Origin of the sequence: Pseudomonas sp. JUb42, from assembly GCF_024807945.1 — a bacterium.
Taxonomy (GTDB): Bacteria; Pseudomonadota; Gammaproteobacteria; order Pseudomonadales; family Pseudomonadaceae; genus Aquipseudomonas.
Genome location: NZ_JANUFD010000014.1, coordinates 161,813 through 186,417, shown reverse-complemented (window position 1 = coordinate 186,417; position 24,605 = coordinate 161,813). Strand labels below are relative to the sequence as shown.

The 24,605-nt window shown below is 60.6% G+C and carries 23 protein-coding genes; 16 read left to right on the top strand and 7 right to left on the bottom strand.

Annotation, left to right across the window (positions count from 1 at the left end; all coding sequences use genetic code 11):
• Nucleotides 1-78: 78 nt before the first annotated feature.
• On the top strand, nt 79-1,029 hold the full coding sequence (locus M2401_RS25520) for a LysR family transcriptional regulator (RefSeq protein ID WP_259107354.1): 951 nt from the start codon (nt 79-81) through the stop codon (nt 1,027-1,029).
• 83 nt (nt 1,030-1,112) lie between these two features.
• On the top strand, nt 1,113-2,087 hold the full coding sequence (locus tag M2401_RS25515) for a D-glycerate dehydrogenase (protein WP_259107352.1): 975 nt from the start codon (nt 1,113-1,115) through the stop codon (nt 2,085-2,087).
• Nucleotides 2,088-2,189: 102 nt separating this feature from the next.
• Here the strand turns inward: M2401_RS25515 and M2401_RS25510 are convergent, their stop codons facing one another.
• The gene (locus M2401_RS25510; RefSeq protein ID WP_259107350.1) at nt 2,190-3,092 is read right to left on the bottom strand and encodes a DMT family transporter; all 903 of its coding nucleotides are present in this window, start codon (nt 3,090-3,092) and stop codon (nt 2,190-2,192) included.
• A gap of 138 nt (nt 3,093-3,230) precedes the next feature.
• On the opposite strand from M2401_RS25510, the gene M2401_RS25505 reads away from it, so the two are divergent.
• The 5 genes from M2401_RS25505 (at nt 3,231) to yiaY (ending at nt 7,607) form a co-directional block, all read left to right on the top strand.
• Nucleotides 3,231-4,112 (top strand): helix-turn-helix domain-containing protein, encoded by an 882-nt coding sequence (locus M2401_RS25505; protein WP_259107349.1) that lies wholly within the window; start codon nt 3,231-3,233, stop codon nt 4,110-4,112.
• 373 nt (nt 4,113-4,485) lie between these two features.
• A complete protein-coding gene (locus M2401_RS25500) occupies nt 4,486-4,911 on the top strand; it encodes an HPF/RaiA family ribosome-associated protein (RefSeq protein ID WP_259107346.1) in 426 nt (141 codons plus the stop codon).
• Nucleotides 4,912-5,336: 425 nt separating this feature from the next.
• Nucleotides 5,337-5,672 (top strand): DUF3509 domain-containing protein, encoded by a 336-nt coding sequence (locus tag M2401_RS25495; protein WP_259107343.1) that lies wholly within the window; start codon nt 5,337-5,339, stop codon nt 5,670-5,672.
• Nucleotides 5,673-5,911: 239 nt separating this feature from the next.
• The gene (locus M2401_RS25490; protein WP_259107340.1) at nt 5,912-6,247 is read left to right on the top strand and encodes a class I SAM-dependent methyltransferase; all 336 of its coding nucleotides are present in this window, start codon (nt 5,912-5,914) and stop codon (nt 6,245-6,247) included.
• Nucleotides 6,248-6,458: 211 nt separating this feature from the next.
• On the top strand, nt 6,459-7,607 hold the full coding sequence (yiaY, locus tag M2401_RS25485) for an L-threonine dehydrogenase (protein ID WP_259107338.1): 1,149 nt from the start codon (nt 6,459-6,461) through the stop codon (nt 7,605-7,607).
• A gap of 61 nt (nt 7,608-7,668) precedes the next feature.
• Here the strand turns inward: yiaY and M2401_RS25480 are convergent, their stop codons facing one another.
• A complete protein-coding gene (locus tag M2401_RS25480; protein WP_259107335.1) occupies nt 7,669-8,154 on the bottom strand; it encodes a phosphate-starvation-inducible protein PsiE in 486 nt (161 codons plus the stop codon).
• A gap of 290 nt (nt 8,155-8,444) precedes the next feature.
• Here M2401_RS25480 and M2401_RS25475 point away from each other — a divergent pair, with 290 nt between their 5' ends.
• Nucleotides 8,445-8,708: a YebG family protein gene (locus tag M2401_RS25475; RefSeq protein ID WP_259107332.1), complete on the top strand. Its 264-nt coding sequence runs from the start codon at nt 8,445-8,447 to the stop codon at nt 8,706-8,708.
• Between the two features lie 659 nt (nt 8,709-9,367).
• Here the strand turns inward: M2401_RS25475 and M2401_RS25470 are convergent.
• The 4 genes from M2401_RS25470 to glnT form a co-directional block, all read right to left on the bottom strand.
• Nucleotides 9,368-10,705, bottom strand: coding sequence for an FMN-binding glutamate synthase family protein (locus M2401_RS25470; RefSeq protein ID WP_259107330.1), 1,338 nt, complete (start codon nt 10,703-10,705; stop codon nt 9,368-9,370).
• 15 nt (nt 10,706-10,720) lie between these two features.
• Nucleotides 10,721-11,404, bottom strand: coding sequence for a protein glxC (locus M2401_RS25465; protein WP_259107327.1), 684 nt, complete (start codon nt 11,402-11,404; stop codon nt 10,721-10,723).
• A gap of 11 nt (nt 11,405-11,415) precedes the next feature.
• Nucleotides 11,416-12,321 carry a glutamine amidotransferase family protein gene (locus M2401_RS25460; RefSeq protein ID WP_259107324.1) on the bottom strand — a complete coding sequence of 302 codons (906 nt, stop codon included), beginning with the start codon at nt 12,319-12,321 and terminating at the stop codon, nt 11,416-11,418.
• A gap of 140 nt (nt 12,322-12,461) precedes the next feature.
• Nucleotides 12,462-13,796 carry a type III glutamate--ammonia ligase gene (glnT, locus tag M2401_RS25455; RefSeq protein ID WP_259107323.1) on the bottom strand — a complete coding sequence of 445 codons (1,335 nt, stop codon included), beginning with the start codon at nt 13,794-13,796 and terminating at the stop codon, nt 12,462-12,464.
• Nucleotides 13,797-14,114: 318 nt separating this feature from the next.
• Here glnT and M2401_RS25450 point away from each other — a divergent pair, with 318 nt between their 5' ends.
• The 8 genes from M2401_RS25450 to M2401_RS25415 all read left to right on the top strand — a co-directional run bounded on the left by M2401_RS25450 (nt 14,115) and on the right by M2401_RS25415 (nt 22,902).
• A complete protein-coding gene (locus M2401_RS25450; RefSeq protein ID WP_259107321.1) occupies nt 14,115-14,720 on the top strand; it encodes a helix-turn-helix domain-containing protein in 606 nt (201 codons plus the stop codon).
• Nucleotides 14,721-15,050: 330 nt separating this feature from the next.
• Complete coding sequence (gene purU, locus M2401_RS25445; protein ID WP_259107319.1) at nt 15,051-15,917, top strand: formyltetrahydrofolate deformylase; 867 nt, start codon at nt 15,051-15,053, stop codon at nt 15,915-15,917.
• A complete protein-coding gene (gene folD / locus M2401_RS25440; RefSeq protein ID WP_259107316.1) occupies nt 15,914-16,816 on the top strand; it encodes a bifunctional methylenetetrahydrofolate dehydrogenase/methenyltetrahydrofolate cyclohydrolase FolD in 903 nt (300 codons plus the stop codon). Before purU ends, folD begins: the two co-directional genes overlap by 4 nt.
• Nucleotides 16,798-18,036, top strand: a complete 1,239-nt coding sequence (locus M2401_RS25435; protein WP_259107314.1) for an FAD-dependent oxidoreductase — start codon at nt 16,798-16,800, stop codon at nt 18,034-18,036. Before folD ends, M2401_RS25435 begins: the two co-directional genes overlap by 19 nt.
• Nucleotides 18,037-18,051: 15 nt before the next feature.
• Complete coding sequence (locus M2401_RS25430) at nt 18,052-18,348, top strand: sarcosine oxidase subunit delta (protein ID WP_259107311.1); 297 nt, start codon at nt 18,052-18,054, stop codon at nt 18,346-18,348.
• The gene (locus tag M2401_RS25425; protein ID WP_259107308.1) at nt 18,345-21,248 is read left to right on the top strand and encodes a 2Fe-2S iron-sulfur cluster-binding protein; all 2,904 of its coding nucleotides are present in this window, start codon (nt 18,345-18,347) and stop codon (nt 21,246-21,248) included. The genes M2401_RS25430 and M2401_RS25425 overlap by 4 nt, the downstream gene beginning before the upstream one ends.
• A complete protein-coding gene (locus M2401_RS25420; protein WP_259107305.1) occupies nt 21,245-21,814 on the top strand; it encodes a sarcosine oxidase subunit gamma in 570 nt (189 codons plus the stop codon). The genes M2401_RS25425 and M2401_RS25420 overlap by 4 nt, the downstream gene beginning before the upstream one ends.
• A gap of 317 nt (nt 21,815-22,131) precedes the next feature.
• Nucleotides 22,132-22,902 carry an IclR family transcriptional regulator gene (locus M2401_RS25415; protein WP_259107302.1) on the top strand — a complete coding sequence of 257 codons (771 nt, stop codon included), beginning with the start codon at nt 22,132-22,134 and terminating at the stop codon, nt 22,900-22,902.
• A 127-nt stretch (nt 22,903-23,029) separates the two neighbouring features.
• Here the strand turns inward: M2401_RS25415 and M2401_RS25410 are convergent, their stop codons facing one another.
• Nucleotides 23,030-24,346, bottom strand: coding sequence for an ammonium transporter (locus M2401_RS25410; RefSeq protein ID WP_259107300.1), 1,317 nt, complete (start codon nt 24,344-24,346; stop codon nt 23,030-23,032).
• Nucleotides 24,347-24,605: the final 259 nt, after the last annotated feature.

The following is a 24,605-nucleotide window of genomic DNA, read 5'->3' as shown; positions in this document are numbered from 1 at the left end:
TGGTGATAATGCTTTGGTATACCTGACATGGATCAGTAACTTCATGTCACAATTTGCCATCTCATCAGAGAACAGCTCATGGACACTCTGCAAAACATGCGCGCTTTCAGTTGCGTGGCACAAGCGGGCAGCTTCACTGCGGCCGCCGTTCAGCTCGATACCACCACGGCCAACGTGTCGCGTGCCGTTTCCAACCTTGAAGCCCATTTGCAGACCCGGCTGCTCAATCGCACCACCCGGCGGATCGCCCTGACCGAAGCGGGCAAACGCTACCTGCTGCGTTGCGAGCAGATCCTCGGCTATGTCGAAGAAGCCGAAGCCGAAGCCAGCGACGCCCATGCGCGCCCGGCCGGCCAGCTCAAGGTGCACTCCATGGCCGGCGTCGGTCAGCACTATGTGATCGATGCGATTGCCCGCTATCGGCGCAATCATCCGGATGTCTCCTTCGACCTGACCCTGGCCAACCGCGCGCCGGATCTGCTCGAAGAAGGCTATGACGTGTCCATCGTCCTGGCCAGCGAGCTGCCGGACTCGGGTTTCGTCTCGCAACGCCTGGGCATCACCTACAGCATTGCCTGCGCCTCCCCTGGCTACGTGAAAACCTTTGGCATGGCGCACAAGCCCAGTGATTTGCTCAATCACTCTTGCCTGCGCCTGATCAGCCCGATTTACCCCCTGGAAAAGTGGGTGTTCGACGGCCCCGAAGGCCAGGAGATGGTCAACATCACCAGCTCGCCGTTCCTGGTCAACTCGCCGGATGCGATGAAAGCCGCGATCAGCAGCGGCATGGGCATCGCCCTGCTGCCGATCTACGCCGCCATTGATGGCCTGCGCAACGGCACGCTGGTGCGAGTGCTGCCCAACTACCGTTCCCATGAGCTGAACCTGTACGCCATCTACCCTTCGCGCCAGTACCTGGATGCCAAGATCAAGACCTGGGTCGAGTACCTGCGCGGCTCTCTGCCGGAACTCATGGCCGCCCATGAAGCCGACTTGCAGACCCACACCCTGACCTCGCTGAATGCCTGAGACTCGCAAATCGGCTGCCCAAGGACGGGTATGAATGATAGGGTGCTACCCATTCCCAGAGAGCACCAGCGAGTAACTGCCCGATGAAAAAGACCGTCCTGGCCTTCAGCCGCGTCTCCCCTGAAATGGCCGAGCGCCTGTCGCAAGACTTCAACGTGATCATCCCCGATCCGAAAAAAGGCGACCTCAACGCCCAGTTCAACGAAGCCCTGCCCCACAGCCACGGCATGATCGGTGCCGGTCGCGCCCTGGGTCGCGAGCAACTGGCCAGCGCCACGCAACTGGAAGTGGTCTCGAGCATCTCGGTGGGCTACGACAACTACGACGTCGGCTACTTCAACGAACGCGGGATCATGCTCACCAACACCCCGGACGTGCTGACCGAAAGCACTGCAGACCTGGGTTTCTCGCTGATCATGAGCAGCGCCCGCCGCGTTGCCGAACTGGACGCCTGGACCAAGGCCGGGCAATGGAAACGCAGCGTCGAAGCGCCGCATTTCGGCACGGATGTGCATGGCAAGACCCTGGGTATCGTCGGCATGGGCAATATCGGCGCGGCCATCGCCCGTCGCGGGCGCCTGGGTTTCAATATGCCGATCCTGTACAGCGGCAACAGCCGCAAGACCGAAGTCGAACACGAACTGGGCGCGCAATTCCGTAGCCTCGATCAACTGCTGGCCGAAGCCGATTTCGTCTGCCTGGTTGTGCCTTTGAGCGAAAAAACCCGCCACCTGATCAGCACCCGCGAGTTGGGCCTGATGAAGCGCAACGCGATCCTGATCAACATCGCCCGAGGCCCAATCGTCGACGAACCGGCGCTGATCAAGGCCCTGCAGGACGGCACCATTCGCGGCGCCGGGCTGGACGTCTACGAAAAGGAACCTCTGAGCGAGTCGCCGCTGTTTCAGCTGAGCAACGCCGTGACCCTGCCCCATATCGGCTCCGCCACTTCGGAAACCCGCCAGGCCATGGCTGACCTGGCTTATGAAAACCTGCGCAGTGCGTTGCTGGGTGATAAGCCGAAGAACCTGGTCAATCCGCAGGTGTGGAAGGGCTAGTTAGATCGTTGGAGCGAGGCTTGCCCGCGAACGGGTCAACTCGATGCGCCTGATACACCGCGTCGCCTGATTCGCGGACAAGCCTCGCTCCCACATGATGTGCTAAGCCATCTTTGCCGCCACCGGCACACTCACCGCCTTTGGCTTCCTGAACACCAACACATTCCCCAGCATCACCAACGCCAATCCGGCCAGCGCTGGCAGCGTCCAGTGATAGCCCTCGGCAAACGCCGAGATATTCAGCGCCACCACCGGGAACAGCACCGTGCAATACGCCGCGCGCTCAGGCCCCATGCGCCCGACCAGGGTCAGGTAGGCGGTAAAGCCGATCACTGAACCTGCCACCACCAGATACGCCAGCGAACTGATATAGCGGGTATTCCACTCGAAGCTGAACGGCGTACCGCTGAGCAGGCAATACAATGCGAGCATCCCCGCGCCATAGAGCATGCCGTAAGCATTGGTAGTCAGAGGCCGCAGCCCGGCCTTCTGTTGCAGGCTCGACAACATGTTGCCCGCCGAGAAGCACAGCGTGCCAAGCAGAGCCAGACCCAGGCCGATCAGGGTCTCGCGGCTGGCGCTATGGCCCGACAATTCCGGCCAGAACAGACACGCCAGCCCGAGCAGGCCAAGGGCACCACCGCCCAACACATTGCGCGCGACTTTCTGCTTGAAGAAGATCCGCGCGTTCAGCGCATTCCACAGAGTGGACGTGGAGAACACCACCGCGATCAGGCCACTGGGTATCCACTGGCTGGCGGTGTAGAAGCACATGAAGTTGACGCAGAACAGGCACAGTCCCTGGGCCACGCAGATCAACTGGCCGCGGCGATTGACCTTCTGCAGGCGACCGCTGAGCAGCAGGATCGCAAACAGCATCAGCGCGGCAAAACCGAAGCGATAGACGATGGACACCGGAATGGCGACGACACCGAGCTGCAATTTCAGGGCAATCCAGGTCGTGCCCCAGATCAGTACGGTCAACAGGTAAAGCGAGATGTTCATGACGGGCTCCTCGATGAGCCGTCAGTCTGCGGGGTAGCGCTTGCGGGCACTTGCAAAATCTTGCGCATTTGATCGTCCGCCGGCTGGCAGATGGCGAGGGGCGGAGTAGGATGCAAGGCCTACAGGAACCGTACGAAAATGCCATTACTCGACAACCTCCAGGTCTTCCAGGCCCTGAACAGCTCACCCAACGCCCGCCTCGAGCGCAGCGCCGGGCTGGACGACGGGTTGGTCGCGGCGTTATGGAACAACCGGCATGACGCTCAGGAGTATCACGGGCCGACTCACCACACGTTGTCGTGCTACATCGGTGGCGGCACCGGTACCTTTCGTCGAGATCAACCCGACACCAAGGGCAGCCCCGGCAAGCTCTGCACCCTGCCCGCCGGGCACGAATCGTCCTGGGTGATCAACGGCGAGATCCGCCTGGCGCACCTGTACGTCAGCCCGGAACAGTTCGCCCTGGGTTGCATTACCCTGCTCGACCGTGAGCCCCGGGAACTGCAGTTGCACGAAGACACCTTTTTCGACGACCCGGCTCAGGTCGAACGCTTTCAGCAACTGCTGCGCCTGGACTGGAACGAACCCGGCGAACGCCTGCTCGGCAGCAGCCTGGCCCATGAGCTGCTCAGCCACACGCTGCTGAGCCAGGTCGGTCAGCGCGAGGGCTTGCGGGTCAAGGGCGGCCTGGCTCCGCACCTGCGCCGGCAACTGGTGGAGTTTATCGACCAGCACCTGGCCGATCCCCTGAGCCTCGGGCAACTGGCAGGCATGTGCGCCCTGTCCGAATACCATTTCGCCCGCATGTTCCGCGAAAGCTTCGGCCTGCCGCCGCACCAGTACCTGCTGGCACGGCGCCTTGAGCACGCCCGGCAACTGCTGCGCGGCACCCGCCAGCCCCTCGGCGAAATCGCCCTGAGCTGCGGATTTGCCAGCGCCAGCCACTTCACCAATCGCTTCCGCCAGGTGGTTGGGGCGACGCCTGGGGAGTATCGGTTGGCGTTTGTGAATCAACGCTGACGCGACCCGTTGGAGCGAGGCTTGCCCGCGAACGCCTTGAGGCAATATGTCTGATGTACCGCGTTGTCCTTTTTTTCGCGGGCAAGCCTCGCTCCAACGGCAACCGCGCCATGCCCAAAGAAACCCTATCTGTAACAAATAATGCCTTCACAAAACCCGCCATCATTGTCGATGCCTCAGGATCCCCAAGGAAAAACCCGGCATCGTCAGCGAACCTGCTGAATCAATTTTTTTCTGCGCAAAAATATTTCTGTCTCATTGGGTTGAATTGTTTATCGATCGGCGCCAACACTGTGAGTGAGGGCGCAGGAAACGGACCTCACCAGAGGCCCGCCGTTCTGCACTCACGAGCAAGCCTAATAAGGGAAGAACTATGCAAATCCAAGTCAATAGCGATAACCACATCGAAAGCAGCATCCGACTGGAGGAGTGGGTACGTACCACTGTTGAAAGCACGCTCGAACGCTATGAAGAAGATTTGACCCGCGTCGAAGTCCATATCCGCGACGAAAATGGCGACAAGCCCGGCCCGCATGACATCCGCTGCCAGATGGAAGCCCGGCCAAAAGGACACCAACCGATTTCAGTCACCCACAAAGCCGATAGCCTGGCCCAGGCAGTGGATGGCGCCGCTGTAAAACTCGATCACGCCCTGGAGCACCTGTTTGGCAAACTGCGCCACAAACGCCCAGGTCAAAATGCCGTAGTCCTTGAAGACCAGGACGCGGTCAATCCAGACGCTCTGCTGCAGGAAGAATTCCTGGAAAAAGAGCAGGAGAAAGAAGCTCAGGTCGGCTGATCCAACTTTTCATCATCACCATCGACAAGGGCGGGCCTGTGAAAACAGGCTCGCCCTTTTTGTTTGCGCGCATCTATTACAGTGATGTGAAAACGCTGTATATGCCACCACAGAGCGCACCAATGCATACACTCGAGGCGCTGTAATGGTGCTTTGTTCAATATCTGCAACACCTGCGCAAAATGACCGCTCGACGGATCGTCCTACAATCGACACCCACATCGACCAACAAACGCTGAACCCCGCGTCCTGCCTGCCTTTGCACTTACTGCCGTCACGCGATATCTGGCCCGAACCATGCAAGTACACCGGTGTACCCATCCCCAATGGCCGAACATAAAACTTCACGCCGTTGATCACCCGTTGAGAACTAAAGGGACTAACACCAAGTCAACTTATGCAGACCCACTGGCAGGTAGCGAATAATGGATAATCCATTTCAACAGATCACCGACGCCTTTCACCCTGACTACCGGGTGAATCTAAGTATTCAAGGCCTCGATGGCAGTATCATGCTGACCCTTTCCAATGAATCGGGCGTGGTTGCCAAACGCCTGATCAGCGCCGCCCAGCGCAACGAGCCCAAGCGCCTGGCGCGGCTGATCGAGAGCGTGCAATTCGGCATCGCCATCGAAAAAGGCCACTGCGCCATGGAAATCCTCGCGGCCATGACCGACGGCGATAACCTGCGCACCCTGGCCGTCCCGGCCCGCCGCAATGACTGGCAGAGCCTGCGCAATGTGCAGGTGGCCCGGCTTTAGGCCTTGCCTGGCACCCACATTAACGCACTCTTCCTGTGGGGCCGGCTTTAGCCGGGAAGACCTTACTCGAAGCCATGAATATGTATTGGATGTACCGCCCCCTTCCCGGCTGAAGCCGGTCCCACAACAGGGTGGCAGGATCCGTGTTCAGGCAGTCGACAGACACAACCTGTTACAACTAACTCGATCGTCCCTCCCGGCGCTGTTTCACCCGACGCCGGGATCACCGAGGAGGTTGTATGTTTTTACGTTACGCTGCTGTGCTCGCCCTGGTCGCCACCGCTTCCGGCTGCGTCTACGAGCACCCTTACCGCGAACGCCGGGTCGTGGTCGAACGCCCCGCCTACGCCGAAGTCATCGCCCCCCAACCACCGCCCGTGCAATACGTCGAAGTCGAACCGCGTCCGCGGCCGGGCTATGTCTGGGCCCGTGGCTACTGGAACTGGGAAGGCGGCCGCTATGTGGCGGTGCACGGCCACTGGGAAGCAGAACGCGCCGGTTATCGCTACGTGCACCCGTACTGGGAACAGCGCGGCAACAGCTGGCACTGGCATCAGGGCGAATGGGCCCGCTAACGCTTTGAAAGCAGCAAAAATGCCCCTTCACCGGGGCATTTTTTTGTCTGCAATTTACGGTTCCCCATCATCGCGCCACTACGACCAAAGACCCGTTATTTCCCTACCTAAAGGACCATTTAGTCCCCCGCATGATGCTCCTAGGATGAATCCCACTTGATGAGCGCACCTCCGGCCTCCCGGCCAAATAACCATAAAAAGAGGATTAATCATGAGCAGCACCTTCTTCATTCCGTCCGTGAACATGATGGGCATCGGCAGCCTTAACGAAGCAATGGACGCCATCCGTAAATACGGCTTCCGTCACGCACTGATCGTCACCGATGCGGGCCTGGCCAAGGCAGGCGTAGCCACCAAGGTTGCGGCGCTGCTGCAAGAACAGGACATCAACGCCACGATCTTCGACGGCGCCAAACCCAACCCGACTGTCAGCAACGTGGAAAAAGGCCTGGAGCAACTCAAGCTCAGCGGCGCCGATTTCATTATTTCCCTCGGTGGCGGTTCGCCCCATGACTGCGCCAAGGGCATCGCTCTGGTGGCGGCCAACGGCGGGGAAATCAGCGATTACGAAGGTGTCGATCAATCCGCCAAGCCACAAATGCCGCTGATTGCCATCAACACCACGGCCGGCACGGCCAGTGAAATGACCCGTTTCTGCATCATCACCGACGAAACCCGCCATGTGAAAATGGCTATCGTTGACCGCAACGTCACCCCCCTGCTGTCGGTCAACGACCCGGCGCTGATGGCCGCCATGCCCAAGGGCCTGACCGCTGCCACCGGCATGGACGCCCTGACCCACGCCATCGAAGCCTACGTCTCCACCGCTGCCACGCCGATCACCGACGCCTGCGCCCTCAAGGCCGTGGAGCTGATCTCCGCCAACCTGCGCACCGCCGTGGCCAACGGCAATGACATGCCGGCACGGGAAAACATGGCCTACGCGCAGTTCCTCGCGGGCATGGCTTTCAACAATGCGTCGTTGGGTTATGTGCACGCCATGGCGCACCAGTTGGGCGGCTTCTACGACCTGCCCCACGGCGTCTGCAACGCGGTGCTGCTGCCCCATGTGGAAAGCTTCAACGCCAGCGTTTGCCCGGCTCGCTTGAAAGATGTAGCCACCGCCATGGGCATCGACACCCAGCGCCTGGACAACACCGAAGGCGCAGCGGCGGCCATTGCGGCCATCCGTAAACTGTCAGGGGATATCGGCATTCCGGGCGGCCTGGCCGAACTGGGCGCCAAGGCCGACGACATCCCCACCCTGGCCGCCAACGCCATGAAAGACGCCTGCGGCTTCACCAACCCGCGCCCGGCGAATCAGGGCGAGATTGAAGAGATCTTTCGTATTGCGATGTGATGCCTGGCCAAGTCAGGAGCCCCTCGGGGCTCCTTTTTTGCCTCTGATGATCCCCCCAGCTTTAACTCTCCCCACTCTCCTCAACCAGCGCCTTGGTCTTGCTGTGCGGATCCTGCACCTTGACCGACGGATACTGCGACGACGCATAGCGCACCACCAGAATCGCAAACGCCAGCAGCAGAATCCCGCCGCACAGGTAGATGATGCCGATATCCGGTGGGTTATGGTGCGAGACGTCGGAGATCAGCAGGCGCGTCAGGGCCGTGATCGCTACGTAGATCAGAAAGCGCACGGGCATGTGGTTGGTCTTGAAATAGATCCCGACCATCGCCCCCAGTTCCAGGTAGATGAACAGCAACAGGATGTCATCGACGGCAATGTGGCCCTTTTCCAGCATGCCCAGGAACGCCATGACCGCCGCCCACGCCGTGACCCCGCCGATGGCGAACAGCGCCAGATAGTGGAAGCTCTCGACGAACAGGTTGCCCAGTGATTCAGCACAGTTATGTACGCGCTGACGCAAGGTTTCAGCCCAGTTGATTTTCACGATGTACTTCCTTGATCAGACGATTGGAGCGTAGCGCCCAAGCGTGACGCTTTGAGCGACAGGCTTTTTAAAGCAGGATCAGGGCCATTGGCTATGGTTGAGGGCGTGACGGGTTGTCGCAAGGTGTAAAAAAGACTGCAATGCCCCCTGTTCAGCAGGCGGGTATTTGGACTATCCTGATACCTGTATAAATACACAGTAATTGCTAAAGGCCGGTATGCGGCCCCCGGCACACCAGAACAGACTGCAACCTTCAATCGGGGATTAGCCCCTAACCGACGAGGCCGAATATGGCTGTTGAAACCCTGTATCGCAGTACCCGCGACTTGGAGACTACATTCGTGGACCGCAAACTCGCCGATGCACACGACCAGATGCTCGAACTGGCCGAATCCCTGACCGCGACCCTGATCAAAAACGTTCCGGACCTGGCTGAGAACCTGGCTGAAGATATCGGCATCTTCATGGCCAAGAACCGCACCGTGTTTGCGGCGGCGTTCAAGAACAATGCGGCGGCATTGGAAGAACTGGATCAGCCTGCTGCAAGCGAGTGATTTGTAGACGCCGTTTGGCCGGATGTGGGAGCCACCTTGGTGGCGATCGAGGGCGAAGCGCTAGTAACAGGCTCTGGGTCTGACCCACCGCCATCGCCAGCAAGCCGGCTCCCACAAAATCAAACCCCGCTAACCTGCAAGGTTACGCGTTGACGGGTTTCTGCAGCCATCCATTGCCATTCTCACGGGGCAAAAGGTGGCAGCTATGTGCAGGGTGAGAATACCGGTTATAGGCACCCGGCCAGACCGAGGTCTGCCTGCACACAACTGCCATATGCGATGACAGCCTGTGCCTATATAAAAGCCGGGGTCTCACGCCCGGTCACTGATTCGTCAGTGACGGCGCGCAGACTAGTCCCGGAATTTGGCAGGTAAAAGCGGCTGGGATTGTTAAGGAATTTCACTCAAGATAAAGAGAGCGATCCTTCAGATTCGTCACTTTTCTTCTAAGACTTGTCCTGCAAACAGGCCGAATTCAAGTGAACGGCTGCTGTTAACGCGAATTCTGCGGAGCGAATTCTGTGGGAGCGAATTCATTCGCGAAGAGGCCAGTACATTCAATGCGACTTCAATGGCCTGAATACCGTCTTCGCGAATAAATTCGCTCCCACAATCCGCTCTCACGGAATTCGCTTCCACAGAGATTGTGTGCGGTCGAATCAGTACTGCTGCTGCCCCGGAATCCAGTTGGTCCCGGCCAATGGCACCCGCGCCATCGCCGCCGACTCAACGGTCAGTGCCACCAGGTCTTCCGGATCGAGGTTATGCAGGTGCGACTTGCCGCATGCGCGGGCCATGGTCTGGGCTTCCAGCACCAGTACGCGCAGGTAGTTGGCCAGACGACGGCCGCCTTCCACCGGATCCAGACGCTTGGACAGTTCCGGGTCTTGGGTAGTGATACCAGCCGGGTCACGGCCGTTCTGCCAGTCATCGTAGAAACCGGCCGCAGAGCCGATCTTCTTCAGCTCCTCGTCCAGACGCGGATGGTTGTCACCCAGGGCGATCAGCGCGGCCGTACCGATGGCTACTGCGTCAGCACCCAACGCCATGGCCTTGGCCACGTCGGCGCCGTTGCGGATACCGCCGGAGACAATCAACTGCACCTTGCGGTGCATGCCCATCTCTTGCAGCGCCTGAACCGCTTGCGGAATGGCCGGCAGAATCGGGATGCCGACGTGCTCGATAAACACTTCCTGGGTCGCCGCCGTACCACCCTGCATGCCATCGAGGACGATCACATCGGCACCGGCTTTTACCGCCAGCTTGACGTCGTAGTACGGGCGGCTGGCGCCGATTTTCACGTAGATGGGTTTTTCCCAGTCGGTGATTTCACGGATCTCGGCGATCTTGATCGCCAGGTCGTCGGGGCCGGTCCAGTCCGGGTGACGGCAGGCCGAACGCTGGTCCACGCCAACCGGCAAGGTGCGCATACCGGCGACACGCTCGGTGACTTTCATGCCCAACAGCATGCCGCCACCGCCCGGCTTGGCGCCCTGGCCGAGGACGATTTCAATGGCGTCGGCCTTGCGCAGGTCGTCGGGGTTCATGCCGTAGCGTGACGGCAGGTATTGATACACCAGATGCTGCGATTGGCCGCGCTCTTCCGGGGTCATGCCGCCATCGCCGGTGGTGGTACTGGTCCCGGCGATGGTCGCGCCACGGCCCAGGGCTTCCTTGGCGTTGGCCGACAGCGCACCGAAGCTCATGCCGGCGATGGTCACCGGGATCTTCAGGTGCAGCGGCTTCTTGGCGAAGCGGTTACCGAGGATGACGTCGGTGCCGCATTTCTCGCGGTAGCCTTCCAGCGGGTAACGCGACACGCTGGCGCCGAGCAGCAGCAGGTCATCGAAGTGCGGCAGCTTGCGCTTGGTGCCGCCGCCGCGAATGTCGTAGATGCCGGTTTCGGCGGCACGCTGGATTTCCTGAATGGTCAGACGGTCGAAGGTGGCCGATTCACGCAGTACTGGAGGTGCCTTTGGGGTTTGCGAATCACTCATGTTCTTGCTCCTGAATCAGTACGCGGAAGCGTTATCGACTTTGAAGTTGTACAGCTGACGGGCCGAGCCATAGCGCTTGAAGTCCGCGGCCTTTTCGTTGAAACCGGCGCGGTTAAGCAGCTCTTGCAGCTCTTCCAGGTGTTCGGCACGCATCTCTTTGGCGATGCAGTCCGAGCCCAGGGACTCGACCTTGCCTTTGACGTAGATACGGGTTTCGTACAGCGAATCGCCCAGGGCATCCCCGGCGTCGCCACACACCACCAGACGCCCGGCCTGGCCCATGAAGCAGCTCATATGACCGATGCTGCCGCCGACCACGATGTCGATGCCTTTCATGGAAATGCCGCAACGGGCACCGGCATCACCTTCGATGACCAACAGCCCGCCGTGAGCCGTGGCCCCGGCTGCCTGCGAAGCGCTGCCCTTGACCCGGACATAACCGGACATCATGTTTTCCGCGCAGCCCACACCGACGTTGCCGTGCACAGTGATATTGGCTTTCTGATTCATGCCCGCGCAGTAGTAACCGGCGTGGCCCTGGATATCGATGGATACCGCTTCGTTGACGCCGACCGCCAGGTTGTGAGCGCCGTTGGCGTGGGTCACGACCCATTCGCGGTCTTGAACGTTGTTGACCTGGTCGTGCAGCGCCTGATTCAGATCACGCACGGTGGCAGTGGAAAGATCGATGGTTTTCATGTGCGTGCTCCTTAAGCCGACTCGCGTTCCCAGATGTACATGGTGGCCGGGACAGGTTCCCAGACCTTGGCTTTTTCAATGCCCGGCAGGCTCGACAGCGCCTGGTATTCCGAGGCCATGGCGACGTAGTCGTCGGTCTCGGCAAGGATCGCCGGCTTGCAGGCAATCGGATCGCGGATCACCGCAAAACCGTTGCGCGTGCCGATGGCGAAGGTGAAAAAGCCGTCCAGCGCTTCGAGGGAGTTATCCAGTGCCTGCTTGAGCGAATCGCCCTGCTGCAGGCGCCAGGCCAGGTAACCGGCGGCGACTTCGGTGTCGTTTTCGGTTTCAAAATGGATGCCTTCGCGGCGCAGTTCCTGACGCAGACGGAAGTGGTTGGACAGCGAGCCGTTATGCACCAGGCACAGGTCGGCGCCGGTGGAAAACGGGTGGCTGCCTTCCATGGTCACCGCGCTTTCGGTGGCCATGCGGGTGTGACCGATGATGTGACTGCCCTTCATGGAACCCAGGCCGAAACGCTCGGAAATCTCTTTAGGCAAACCCATGCCCTTGAGGATCTCAATGCTCTGCCCGGCGCTCATGATGCGCACCGTTGGCGCCAATTCAGCCAGCAGGGCACGGACCACGGCTTCTTCAGCCTTGATCTTCAGGACGATGGCCGTAGCGTTCTGGAACCACTCCAGCGGCACGGCCAATTTGGCTTCAATGACCGAGACCAGCATCTTGAAGTCGTAATCTTCAGTGGTTGCCTGCAAGGTCAGCTTGACCCAGCCATCGGCCACTTCATCACCGTAGATGGCGAAGCCGGCACTGTCCGGACCACGGTCGGTCATGGCCGCCAGCATGGGTTCGAACAGCTTGCCGAGCTGGGATTCCAGCGCCGGATTTTTCAGATATAAGCCCACAATTCCGCACATAGCCTCACCTTGTTCGGGAGCGGCAAGCCGCAAGCTTTAAGCTGCAAGCTGGCCGGGTTGATAGAAAATTTGGTATTCGCCGCAAAACTGCTTTTACTTGCCGCTTGCAGCTTGAAACTTGCAGCGGCCGCCCAGCGACCTCAGAAGAATTCCGTGTAACGCTTAACTTCCCAATCACTCACATGGCGGCTGTATTCCACCCACTCCATGCGCTTGAGCTTGATGAATTCACCGACGATTTCATTGCCCATCACCTCGGCAAACAGCGGATCGGCTTCCAGTGCGTCGCAGGCTTCTTTCAGCGACTGCGGCAGGGTCTTGATGCCCCGTGCGGCGATTTCTTCGAGGCTCAGTTTGTAGAGGTTCTCGTTGCAGACGTTGTCGATTTCCAGCTGGCGGTCGATGCCGTCAAGGCCGGCGGCGATGATCGCGGCGCTAACCAGATATGGGTTGCAACCGGCATCCGGCAGGCGGAATTCCAGGCGGCCGTAGGGCACGCGAACCATGGCCGAGCGGTTGTTGGAACCGAAGGCGATAAAGGCCGGGGCCCAGGTTGCGCCGGACAGGGAGTTGCCCACGACCAGACGCTTGTAGGAATTGACCGTCGGCGCGGCGAAGGCACACAAGGCCGGGCCGTGAGCCAGCAGGCCGGCGGCGAAGTGGTAGGCCATTTTCGACAGGCCCATGCCGCTCGGGTCGCTGGCGTCGTGGAACAGGTTCTTGTTGCTGGCGCTGGCGATGGACAGGTGGAAGTGCATGCCGTTACCGGCGCGCTTGGGGTCCGGTTTGGGCATGAACGAGCAGATCATGCCCATGTCATTGGCGATCTCGCCCGCAGCCATGCGGAAGAAGGTGAAGCGGTCGGCCGACTCCATGGCATCGCTGTAGGTGTAGTTGATCTCGAACTGGCCGTTGGCGTCTTCGTGGTCGATTTGGTAGATGTCGAAACCCACCGGCTGCAAGGCTTCGGTCAGGCGTTCGAGAAAGGCCCGGGAACGGGACAGGCCCTTGTAGTCGTAGCAGGGCTTGTCGAGGTTATCGCTGGCGTCGACCAGTTGCAGTTTGCCGCCCGCATCTCGCTGGAACAGGCTGAATTCAGGCTCAAGGCCGGTGTTGAGGGTCCAGCCGCGGTCGCTCAGGCGCTGTACTTGCTGTTGCAGCACATAGCGGCTGTCGTAAGGCCATGGCTTGCCTTCGACGTGACCGATGCAGACCACTCGGCCGTAGCCTGGCTGCCATGGCACCGGGGTCAACGACGCCAGATCGCCCTTGGCCATGAAGTCTGGGCCGTGGGGTTCCATGCCCATGCCGGAGATGGCGAAACCGGCGAACCCGGCGCCATCCTCAATGACCATTTCCAGGCCGGAGATCGGCACCGACTTGGTCTTGGCCGAGCCGTGGATGTCCACGAACTGCGCCAGGACATATTTGATCCCGTGTTCCTGAATCAGACGTTGGGTTTCGCTTGGCAACATGGCTGGGCTCCTGATTGGCAACAGCATGACGATGATGTGAAGGTCTTCCCGAGGTCGTCATGCCGTACCGACATCGACCTTTTACCTCAGGGTTAAAATTCCCACAAGGAAATTAACTTTCACAACAGGAATGCAATTGCTTTGCCAATCTCTCGCCACACCTGTCGAAACCGCGCTGGATCAGCGACAGGCTTATCTTATTTATGAGAAAATTCGTTTCCCGGTACGAATATCTGCCTCCGCAGAACTCCCGCCGAGCCTGATGAGCGCCCCGTTAGAGCGCGTAATTGAAATTCCTGCCACAAAAATGGGCGTCACATGAATACAGCGACCGAACCGCAGACCCGTCTCAAGCTTGAGCAGTACCTGGGCATGCAGATCAAGCGACAGCGCCAGGCTCAGGATTTGAAGCTGGCGGAGGTCGCGCGCATCGCCGGGATCAGCCAGGGCATGCTGAGCAAGATCGAAAATGCCCAGGTCTCCACCAGCCTCGACACCCTCAGCCGTCTGTGCGACGTGCTGGGTATTCCCATGTCCAAGCTGTTCAGCCAGTACGACCAACAGGGCGGCAGCGCGCTATTGGTGAAGAAGGATGAAGGGCTTGAGGTCGTGCGCCGTGGCACGGAGAAAGGCCACACCTACCACCTGCTCAACCACACCCGTGGGCCGAAGAAGAGTTTCGAGGCCTATATGGTGACCATGGACGACGCCAGCGAAGAATTCCCGACCTTCTCCCACCCCGGCACCGAATTCCTCCATTTGCTCGAAGGTGAGTTGGTCTATCGCCACGGCAATCAGCTGTACAAGATGGAAGCCGGCGACAGCCTGACCTTCGACGGCGACGTGCCCCATGGGCCCGAGCAGCTATTGCAGGTGCCGATCCGGCTGTTGTCGATCATGAATTACGGCAGTAATGGTGAGTAACCCGAGATAGCAAGCAAGACACAGATCTTCGTAGGAGCGAGGCTTGCCCGCGAACAGGCCGGTACATACGACGCAAATGCGTGGTTTGAAACACCGCCTTCGCGGGCAAGCCTCGTTCCCACATGTGATCATGTAAGCCACACCGAAAAAGTTTCCTGAAGAGAAACTAATTTTCACAAAAACCCTAGACACCCTCCCTCCGCTTCACCTATAAAAGCATCCGCAGGAATAAATTATTCCCCGTGGGATTTTTTATTGACCGGTAAAAACTTCTTTCACCCCCGAACACTCGGTGATGACCTGCCCGTCACCTCCCGAGGATCTTTCGTCATGTCGAAGCTTCAGAACACCTTCATTCTCAAGGTCAGCTGTGCCGCCACATCCGGCATCGTCGCTGCCGTCACCTCGTACCTCGCCGAAAGCGGCTGCTACATCGGCGAGATGTCGCAGTTCGACGACGAGGGCAGCGGCAAGTTTTTCATGCGCGCGGTGTTTCGTTTCAACGACGGTCGGCAGGGTGAGCTGGACGGCCTCAAGGCGGGCTTCGTGAAGGTGGCCGAGCAGTTCGAGATGGACTGGCAGATGTTCGACAGCAATCAGCCGATGCGCGTGCTGCTGATGGTCAGCAAGTTCGACCATTGCCTGACCGACCTGCTGTACCGCCATCACAAGGGCGAGATGGACATGACCATCACCGCCATCGTCTCCAATCACCTGGACCTGCGGCCCATGGCCGAGCGTGAAGGCATTCGCTTTATCTACCTGCCGGTGACCAAGGACACCAAGGCCCAGCAGGAAGCGGCGCTGATGAAGATCGTCGACGAAACCGAAACCGATCTGGTGGTCCTCGCCCGCTATATGCAGATTCTCTCCGATGACCTGTGCCGCCAGCTCTCAGGCCGGGCGATCAATATCCACCACTCGTTCCTGCCCGGCTTCAAGGGCGCCAAGCCCTACCACCAGGCCTACGAGCGCGGCGTGAAACTGATCGGTGCCACCGCCCACTACGTCACCAGCGACCTGGACGAGGGCCCGATCATCGAGCAGGAAGTGCAGCGCGTCGATCATGCCTATCGTCCGGACGACCTGGTCGCCATCGGTCGCGATACCGAGACCGTAGCCCTTTCCAAGGCGGTGAAATTCCATCTGCAACACCGGGTTTTCCTCAACAACGACCGCACGGTGATTTTCAAATGAACAGCGCCCAACTGATCGATGGCAAGGCCGCCGCCGCGCGGGTTCTGCAACAGGTGAAAGTGGATGTGGCGAGCATGGTCGCGGACGGCATTCAGCCGTGCCTGGCGGTGGTTCTGGTCGGGGAAGACCCGGCCAGCCAGGTCTATGTGCGCAACAAGATCCTGCGCGCCGAGGAATGCGGCATTCGCTCCCTGGAGTACAAGCTGGCCGATGACATTGGCGAAGACGAACTGCTGGAACTGATCCGGCGCCTCAATGCCGACCGCGAAGTCCACGGCATCCTTCTGCAACTGCCGCTGCCGGCCCATATCGAAGAAACCCTGGCGCTGCAGGCCATTGATCCGGGCAAGGACGTCGACGGCTTCCACAGCGAGAACGTCGGTGGCCTGAGCCAGGGCCGCACGGTGCTGACACCTTGCACGCCGTCGGGCTGCATGCAGTTGTTGCACGATACCGTCGGTGATCTGAGCGGCAAGCACGCCGTGGTCATCGGTCGTTCGAATATCGTCGGCAAGCCCATGGCCGCCCTGCTGTTGCAGGCGCATTGCAGCGTCACCGTGCTGCACTCGCGCAGCCAGAACGCCGCTGCGCTGTCGCGCCAGGCCGATATCGTCATCGCCGCCGTGGGCCGCCCACGGATGATCGACGCCAGCTGGCTCAAGCCTGGCGCCGTGGTCATCGACGTCGGCATCAACCGCATTACCGAAGGCGAGCGCAGCCGCCTGGTCGGCGATGTCGATTTCGACAGCGCCCTGCCCGTGGTCAGCGCCATCACCCCGGTGCCCGGTGGTGTCGGCCCGATGACCATCGCTTTCCTGATGAAAAACACCTTGATCGCCGCGCAACAGCAGGCCAAAACCCACGCCAAATCGGAGGCCCCATGCCCTTCAATCTCTTGAAATACGGGCTGGGCGCCGAATACCCGGCCGAAGTCGATCTGCCACCGCCCAAGGAACTGAAGTCTTCCTACGACGTGGTGATCATCGGCGGCGGCGGCCATGGTGTGGCCATTGCTTATTACCTGGCCAAGTACCACGGCATCACCAATGTTGCGGTGCTGGAAAAGTCCTACCTGGGTGGTGGCAATACCGCACGTAACACAGCGGTGATTCGCTCCAACTACCTGACCAGCGAAGGCGTGAAGTTCTATATCGAGTCGGTGAAGCTGTTCGAGAACCTGTCCAACGAATTCAACTTCAACGTCATGTATTCCGAGCGCGGCCAACTGACCCTGGCCCACACCGACGCCACCGTGCGTGCGTTTCGCCAGCGTGCCGAAGTGAACAAGCATTTCGGTGGCCGCACGGAAATGATCGACCGCCAGCAGATCCGCGAACTGGTGCCGAGCCTGAACCTCGACCCCGGGCATATTCCGGTGCTGGCCGGGCTCTGGCACATGAGCGGCGGCACTGCCCGCCACGACGCCGTGGCTTGGGGCTATGCCAAAGAGGCCGCCAAGCGCGGCGTGGAGATTCATCAGCTCACTGAAGTGCAGGACCTGGTCATAGAGAACGGTGCCATTACTGCGGTGAAGACCAACCGCGGCACCATCAAGTGCGGTTGCGCAGTACAGGCGATTGCCGGGGCCAGTTCGCTGATGCTGAAGAAAGCCGGTATCCGTGCGCCGATCCATACCTACCCGTTGCAGGCCATGGTCACCCAGCCGTTCAAGCCGTTCCTCGACCCGCTGGTGAGCTCGTCGGCGCTGCACTGCTACGTGCAGCAGACCAGCCGTGGCGAAGTGGTGTTCGGCGGCGGTTCCGATCCGTACCCGCTGTACAACACCCGCTCGACCCTGGACCTCAAGGAAAGCCTGCTGGCCCATGCCATCGAGATGTTCCCGTTCCTGGCCAATGCCAAGCTGATGCGCCAGTGGGCCGGGATCACCGACATGACCCCGGACTACAGCCCGATCATGGGCCTTTCACCGGTAAAAAATTATTACCTGGACGCAGGCTGGGGCACCTGGGGCTTCAAGGCCACGCCCATCGTCGGCAAGACCATGGCCGAGATGGTCGCCACCGGCAAGACCCCGGAGCTGATCGCGCCGTTCGCCCTGGAGCGTTTCTCGCGCTTCATTCAAGTCAACGAAATGGGCGCCACAGCGGCCAGTCACTAACGCGGAGCACGCACAATGAAACTTCTGCATTGCCCGCTCAACGGGCTGCGCAATATCAGCGAATTCACTTACGGCGGCGAGTTCAAGCGTATGCCGGACCCGGCCACCTGCACCGACCTGGAATGGGCCGACTACGTGTTCAACAGCGATAACGAAGCCGGTGTCGTCACCGAATGGTGGATGCACACACCGTCCAGCTACTGGTTTCTGGCCGAGCGCCACACCGTCACCGATGAAGTGATCCGCACCTTCGATGCCCGGGAAGTGTTCAACGCCCGTGTCGAGTTCGCCGCCAGGGAGATTGCCGGATGAGCCGCCTGCCCGCCCCCATGGGGCTGTTGATCGACCGTGACCAGCCGCTGCGTTTCAGCTTTGACGGCAAGGATTATCAGGGCGTACAGGGCGATACCGTCGCCAGTGCTCTGCTTGCCAATGGCCGCTTCCTGATGTCGCGCTCGTTCAAGTACCACCGCCCGCGCGGCCCCCTGACCATGGCCGGTCAGGACGCCAACACCCTGGTGCAATTGCCCGAAGAACCCAACGTGCTGGCCGACGCCTACCCGATTCGCGCAGGCCTGAATGTCTTCGGTCAGAACTTCAACGGCTCCCTGGATGACGACAAAGACGCCTACATGGGCAAGTTCTCCAAGTTCATGCCGGTGGGTTTCTATTACAAGGCGTTTTTCAAGCCCAAGGGCATGTGGAAAGTCTGGGAGCCGATCATTCGCAAGAAGGCCGGCCTCGGGGTGCTGGACCTGAACTTCAAGCCTGAGTATTACGACAAGGCTTACCTGTTCACCGACCTGGCCGTGGTCGGCGCCGGGCCTGCCGGTTTGCAGGCTGCCCTGACCGCCGCCAATGCCGGGGCCAAGGTGCTGCTGATCGAAGAACAGCCGATCCTCGGCGGCTCCCTGACCTATGCACGCTTCGATGTCGCCGGGACGCGCGCCGAGCACCTGCGCACGGAACTGATCAACGCCGTAGAGCAGCACGCCAATATCCGCATCCTCAAAAATGCCGTGTGCAACGCCTGGTTCACCGACAACTACCTGCCGGTGATTCAGGGCAAGCGCATGTACAAGGTGCGGGCGCAGCAGTGTCTGGTAGCCAGCGGCTCGTTCGATCAGCCGGTGATTTTCCGTAATAACGACCTGCCCGGCATCATGCTGACCAGCGCCGCCCAGCGCCTGATGAAGCTGTATGCGGTCAAGCCGGGGCAGCGCGCTGTGGTCCTGACTGGCAATGACGACGGCTACTACGCCGCCCTCGATCTGCTCGAACAGGGCGTCACCGTCGCCGCCCTGCTGGACATGCGCGCCACGCCGGATAACCGCAGCCTGCCCCGCGAGCTGGAACAGCGCGGCATCACCTGTCACGCCAACAGCACCGTCTACGAGGCACTGCACGAAAAAGGCATGCGCCATGTGACCGCTGTCGATGTGCGACGCATCACTGGCCAGGGCCAGGTGCAAGCCCGTGGCGAGATCATCCCCTGCGACCTGCTGTGCATGTCCGCCGGTTACATGCCGGTCTATCAGTTGCTGTGCCAGGCGGGCGGCAAGCTGGCCTACGACGAGAGCAGCGCCGAATTCGCTATCAGCGGTTTGCCGGGCATCCTGCATGTCGCCGGTTCCGTCAACGGCCAGCACCACCTCGACAACGTCTTGGCCGACGCGGGCAATATCGCCATGGACATCATCCAGGCCCTGGGTCTGCCGGCCTCGGGCAGCAAGCAGGCGCTGATCGACGAAGCCCGAGTGAACTTCCCCTGGCCGATCTTCCCCCATCCCAAGGGCAAGGACTTCGTCGACTTTGATGAGGACCTGCAAGTGCAGGACATCATCAACGCAACCAAATGCGGCTACCGCGATATCCAGTTGGTCAAACGCTTCTCCACCGTCGGCATGGGCCCGTCCCAGGGCCGCCATTCGGCATTGCCGACGGCGCGTCTGGTCGCGGCTTCGACCCAACGCAGCATCAGCGAAACCGGCGTCACCACGGCCCGCCCGCCCTTCTCCCCGGAGAAACTGGCCCACGTCGCCGGGCGCGCGTTCGACCCGTATCGGCAGACGCCCATGCACCGTCGTCACCTCGACGCCGGGGCGAAGATGATGCCCGCAGGCGTCTGGCATCGCCCGGCTTATTACGGCAAAGCCGAGGATCGCGAGCGATGCATGCAGGCCGAAGCCCTGCATGTGCGCAACAAAGTTGGGATTATCGACGTCTCGACCCTCGGCGGCCTCGACGTGCGCGGCCCGGACGCCGCCGAACTGCTCAACCGCATGTACACCTTCGCCTTCCTCAAGCAGCCGGTGGGCCGTTCGCGCTATGCGTTGATGACCAACGAGCACGGCGTGGTGATCGATGACGGCGTGTGTGCACGCTTTGCCGAGAATCACTTCTACGTCACCGCCACTACCAGCGGCGTCGATCGTATCTATCAGCAGATGCTCAAGTGGAACGCCCAGTGGCGCCTGGACGTGGATATCGCCAACGTCACCGCCGCCATTTCGGCAGTCAACGTCGCCGGGCCGGATGCGCGCAAGGTGCTGGAAAAGGTCTGCACCGACCTTGACCTGAGCCCCGAAGGTTTCCCGTACCTTGGCGTACGCACCGGCACAGTCGCCGGAATCAAGGCACGGCTGCTGCGGGTCGGTTTCGTCGGCGAGCTAGGGTATGAAATCCACGTCCCGGCGCGCCATGCCCTGCAACTCTGGGACGCCCTGATGCTGGCGGGCAAGGAACACGACATTCGCCCGTTCGGCGTCGAGACCCAGCGCCTGCTGCGTCTGGAAAAAGGCCATGTAATCATCAGCCAGGACACCGATGGCATGACCCATCCAGCGGAGATCGACATGGGTTGGGCGGTCAGCCGCACCAAGCCGTTCTTCGTCGGCCGCCGCTCGGTGGACATCCTCGAAGCCCAGCCGCTCAAGCGCAAACTGGTCGGTTTTACCCTGCCCAAGGGCAGCCCGCAACCGCTGGAAGGCCATCTGGTCCTCGACGGCACGGATATCAGCGGTAACGTTACCTCCTGCGAATACTCTTCGACTCTGGGCCAGATCATCGGCCTGGCCTATGCAGGAGCCACCCAGAGCGCGCCGGGGCAGCAGATTCCGATCCGCGTCGAAGGCGGCGTGATGGTCCAGGCCACGGTGGTGCAACTGCCGTTTTTCGATCCCGATAACCAACGCCAGGAGCGCCAGGCATGAGCAGTCTGCTAGCGGAAAATCTTGAAAAAGGCATCGCCCAGGCGGCGCTGTCACCCTGCGCCCTGCTCGACTTGACGGACCTGCCGCGAGTGGGTTTTCGCGGCAGTTTCAGCGCCGAGTATCTGCGCAGCCGCGACTTCGTCCTGCCCGAACAGCCCAACCAGGCTGTGACTCAGGCAGACGGCAGCCATGTGGCGCGGTTGTCCCAGACCGAGTACTTCATCCTTGGCAGCACAAAGGATCAGGGCCAGCGCATTGCCGATGAGGAAGCGCGCTGGGAGCTGGATCATCAGGCCAACTACCTGCTGCCACGCCAGGACAGCCATGCCTGGCTGCAACTGAGCGGTGATTGCGTGGCCGAGGTCATGGCCAAGGTCTGTGGCGTCGACCTGCGTGCACAAAGCTTCCCGGCAGGCGCTGTGGCCCAGACCTCGGTGGCGCGGCTCAACGCCATCGTGATCAACCTCGGCAGCGGGCCGGTGCCGTGCTTCCAGATCCTCTTCGACCGGGCATCGCGGGAGTACTTCACCGCGGCGTTGCTGGATGCGATGCAGGAGTTTCAGTAACCCCTTCGGCAACATTGTTTTTGTGGCAATGGATGCTGTGGGAGCGAATTCCTGTAGGGGCCAATTCCCGTGGGAGCGAATTGTGGGAGCGAATTCATTCGCGAAAGCGGTGTTCCAGGCGATGAAGATGCGTCGAATGTACCGGCCTCTTCGCGAATGAATTCGCTCCCACATATTTGCTCCCTGCCTCGGCTAGTGTTTGCTGCGCGACAGCGCGGCGCGTTAGCGGCGGGACGGCTCCCACTGAATTCGCTCCCACACTCTCCCGCCGCCGCAGAATTCGCCCCGATGCCTTCAGCTTCAACAGGTTTCCAACCATGGACAAAGACACCACCGACTATTGGGTGCCCGCCTTGCAACGCGGGCTCAGCGTGTTGGGCATGTTCAATGCCCGGACCCGCACCCTGAGCATCAATGAAATCGCCACGCGCCTGGGGGTCAGTACCTCGGCCTGCTATCGCATCCTGTTTACCCTGACCGAAATGGGTTACCTGAACAAACTCACCAGCCACTACGAACTCGGCAGCCGGGTGATCAGCGATGGCTTCAGCTACCTGGCCAGTCGCGATATCGTCGAAGTCGCCATGCCCCATCTCAACGCCCTGCGTGATCGCACGTCGCTGTCGTGCCACCTCAGCATCCGCGAACAGACCGACAGCCTGTACCTGTACCGCGCCTTCGCCGCGCAACGCCTGTCGGTGAATATTCCCATCGGCACGCGTATCACCTGCCACTGCACTGCCATGGGCCGGATTCTGCTGTCAGGGCTGGATGACAGCGAACTCAGCCAGCTCTACCAGAGCGTGCGCCTGGACGGCTACCCGGCCCCGGCGCCACGGACCCTGCCGGAACTATTGGCAATGATCGCGGCTGATCGGCAACAGGCCTGGGTGCTGCATCGTTCGGATTACTCGACGTCGGTGGCGACGGGGATTCGCGATCACAGCGGGCAGATCATTGCCGCGATCAACCTGTCCGGGCCGGACGCAGTGATGGACAGCCCCGGCACGCAGCAACTGATGATCGCCGAGGTGCTGGCCAGTGGCGCGGCGATTTCCCGGGAGTTGGGGTTTAGCAACGAGGCTTGACCCCATACCAACCCGTAAGACCGGCTTTAGCCGGGAGGGTGCTCTATCAGTCACAGCGTGGGTGACTGGGCTTACGCCCTCGCGGCTAAAGCCGCTCCTACGGGCGCGGCCGAGAAATCGAATTCATTCAATTCGAATATTTGTATCCCACCTCGCCATGGGCCGACAGGTCCAGGCCATCCACTTCCTGCTCCTCATCCACCCGCAGGCCGCGGCACAGCTTCGCCGTAATGGCATAGGCAATCCAACTGGTCAGCCCGGAGAACAGGATGCTGAACAGCAGCACGCCGCCATTGACGCCCAGTTGCTCGAGCAGACCGCGCTCGCCGGTGAAGCCCAGACCACCCAGCACAGGCAGGGCGAATACCGGGGTCAGCAGGCCGCCGACGATACCGCCGACACCGTGCACGCCAAACACATCGAAAGCGTCGTCCAGGCCGATGATCGGCTTGAGTTTCTCCACCGCCCACAGGCAGATCGGCGCAACGATAAAGCCCAGCAGGATCGCGCCCATCGGCCCGACAAAACCACAGGCCGGAGTGATCGCCACCAGACCTGCAATGGCACCGGAGATCGCCCCGAGCATGCTCGGCTTGCCGCGATGCTTCCATTCCACCAGTTGCCAGGCAATCGCCCCGGCGGCGCTGGCGAGCATGGTGTTAACCATTACCAACATGGCGAAACCGTTGGCCATCAACGCGCAACCGCCGCAGAAACCCAGCCAGCCGACCCAGAGCATCGAGCCGCCGGTCATGGTCATGGTCATGTTGTGCGGCGCCAGGGCCGAGGTGCCGAAACCGCGACGGCGACCCAGCAGGTAGGCGCCGACCAGAGAGGCGATGCCGACATTGACGTGGACCACGTTGCCGCCCGCAAAATCCTGCACGCCAAGGTTGAACACCCAGCCACCACCCCAGGCCATATGAGCCATGGGCACGTAGTTGATGGTCAACCAGATGGCCATGAACACCATCACCGCCGAAAACTTCATGCGCTCGGCAAAACCGCCAACGATGATCGCTGGCGTGATCGCGGCGAACAGCAGCATGAACAGGAAATACAGCAACTCGGGGATGGTCCCGGTCAGCGCATCCGGGCCGACGCCCTTGAGGAACAGCTTGTCCCAGCCGCCGATAAAGGCTTGCCAGTCACCACCGGGAGCGAAGGTCAGGCTGTAGCCGTAGATCGCAAACAGCACCGACATCAAGGAAGCGACCGAAAACACCTGCATCAGGATCGACAGCACGTTCTTGCTGCGCGCCAGGCCGCCGTAGAACAGCGCAAGGCCAGGCAACGTCATCAACAGCACCACCAGTGAACAGGTGGCGACGAAGGCGGTATCGCCACTGTTGAGCACCGGCGCATCCGCCGCCCAGGCATTGCCTGCGCCGATTGCCAATAGACCTGACGCCAGATAGCGCACACCGCTTCCTTTGTTTTTCATTGCACGTCCTCTTGAATGAAACGCTGAAATGACCGTTTTGCCGGAATAAACATTCCCACAAGGAAATTTTGATTCCCTCAGATAAAGCAAATAAACGGCCAACCTGCGCTCGACTACCTCCAAAGAGGTAGTGAAGACGGGCAATCAGGGGCAAACAGGCGATACAAAAAAGAGGCATGCCATGCAAGCGTGCGCGGCCGGGCAGCGTGCACACCAAAACGGAGCGCAGTGTGCGACCCCATTAATAATTTCCAATGGA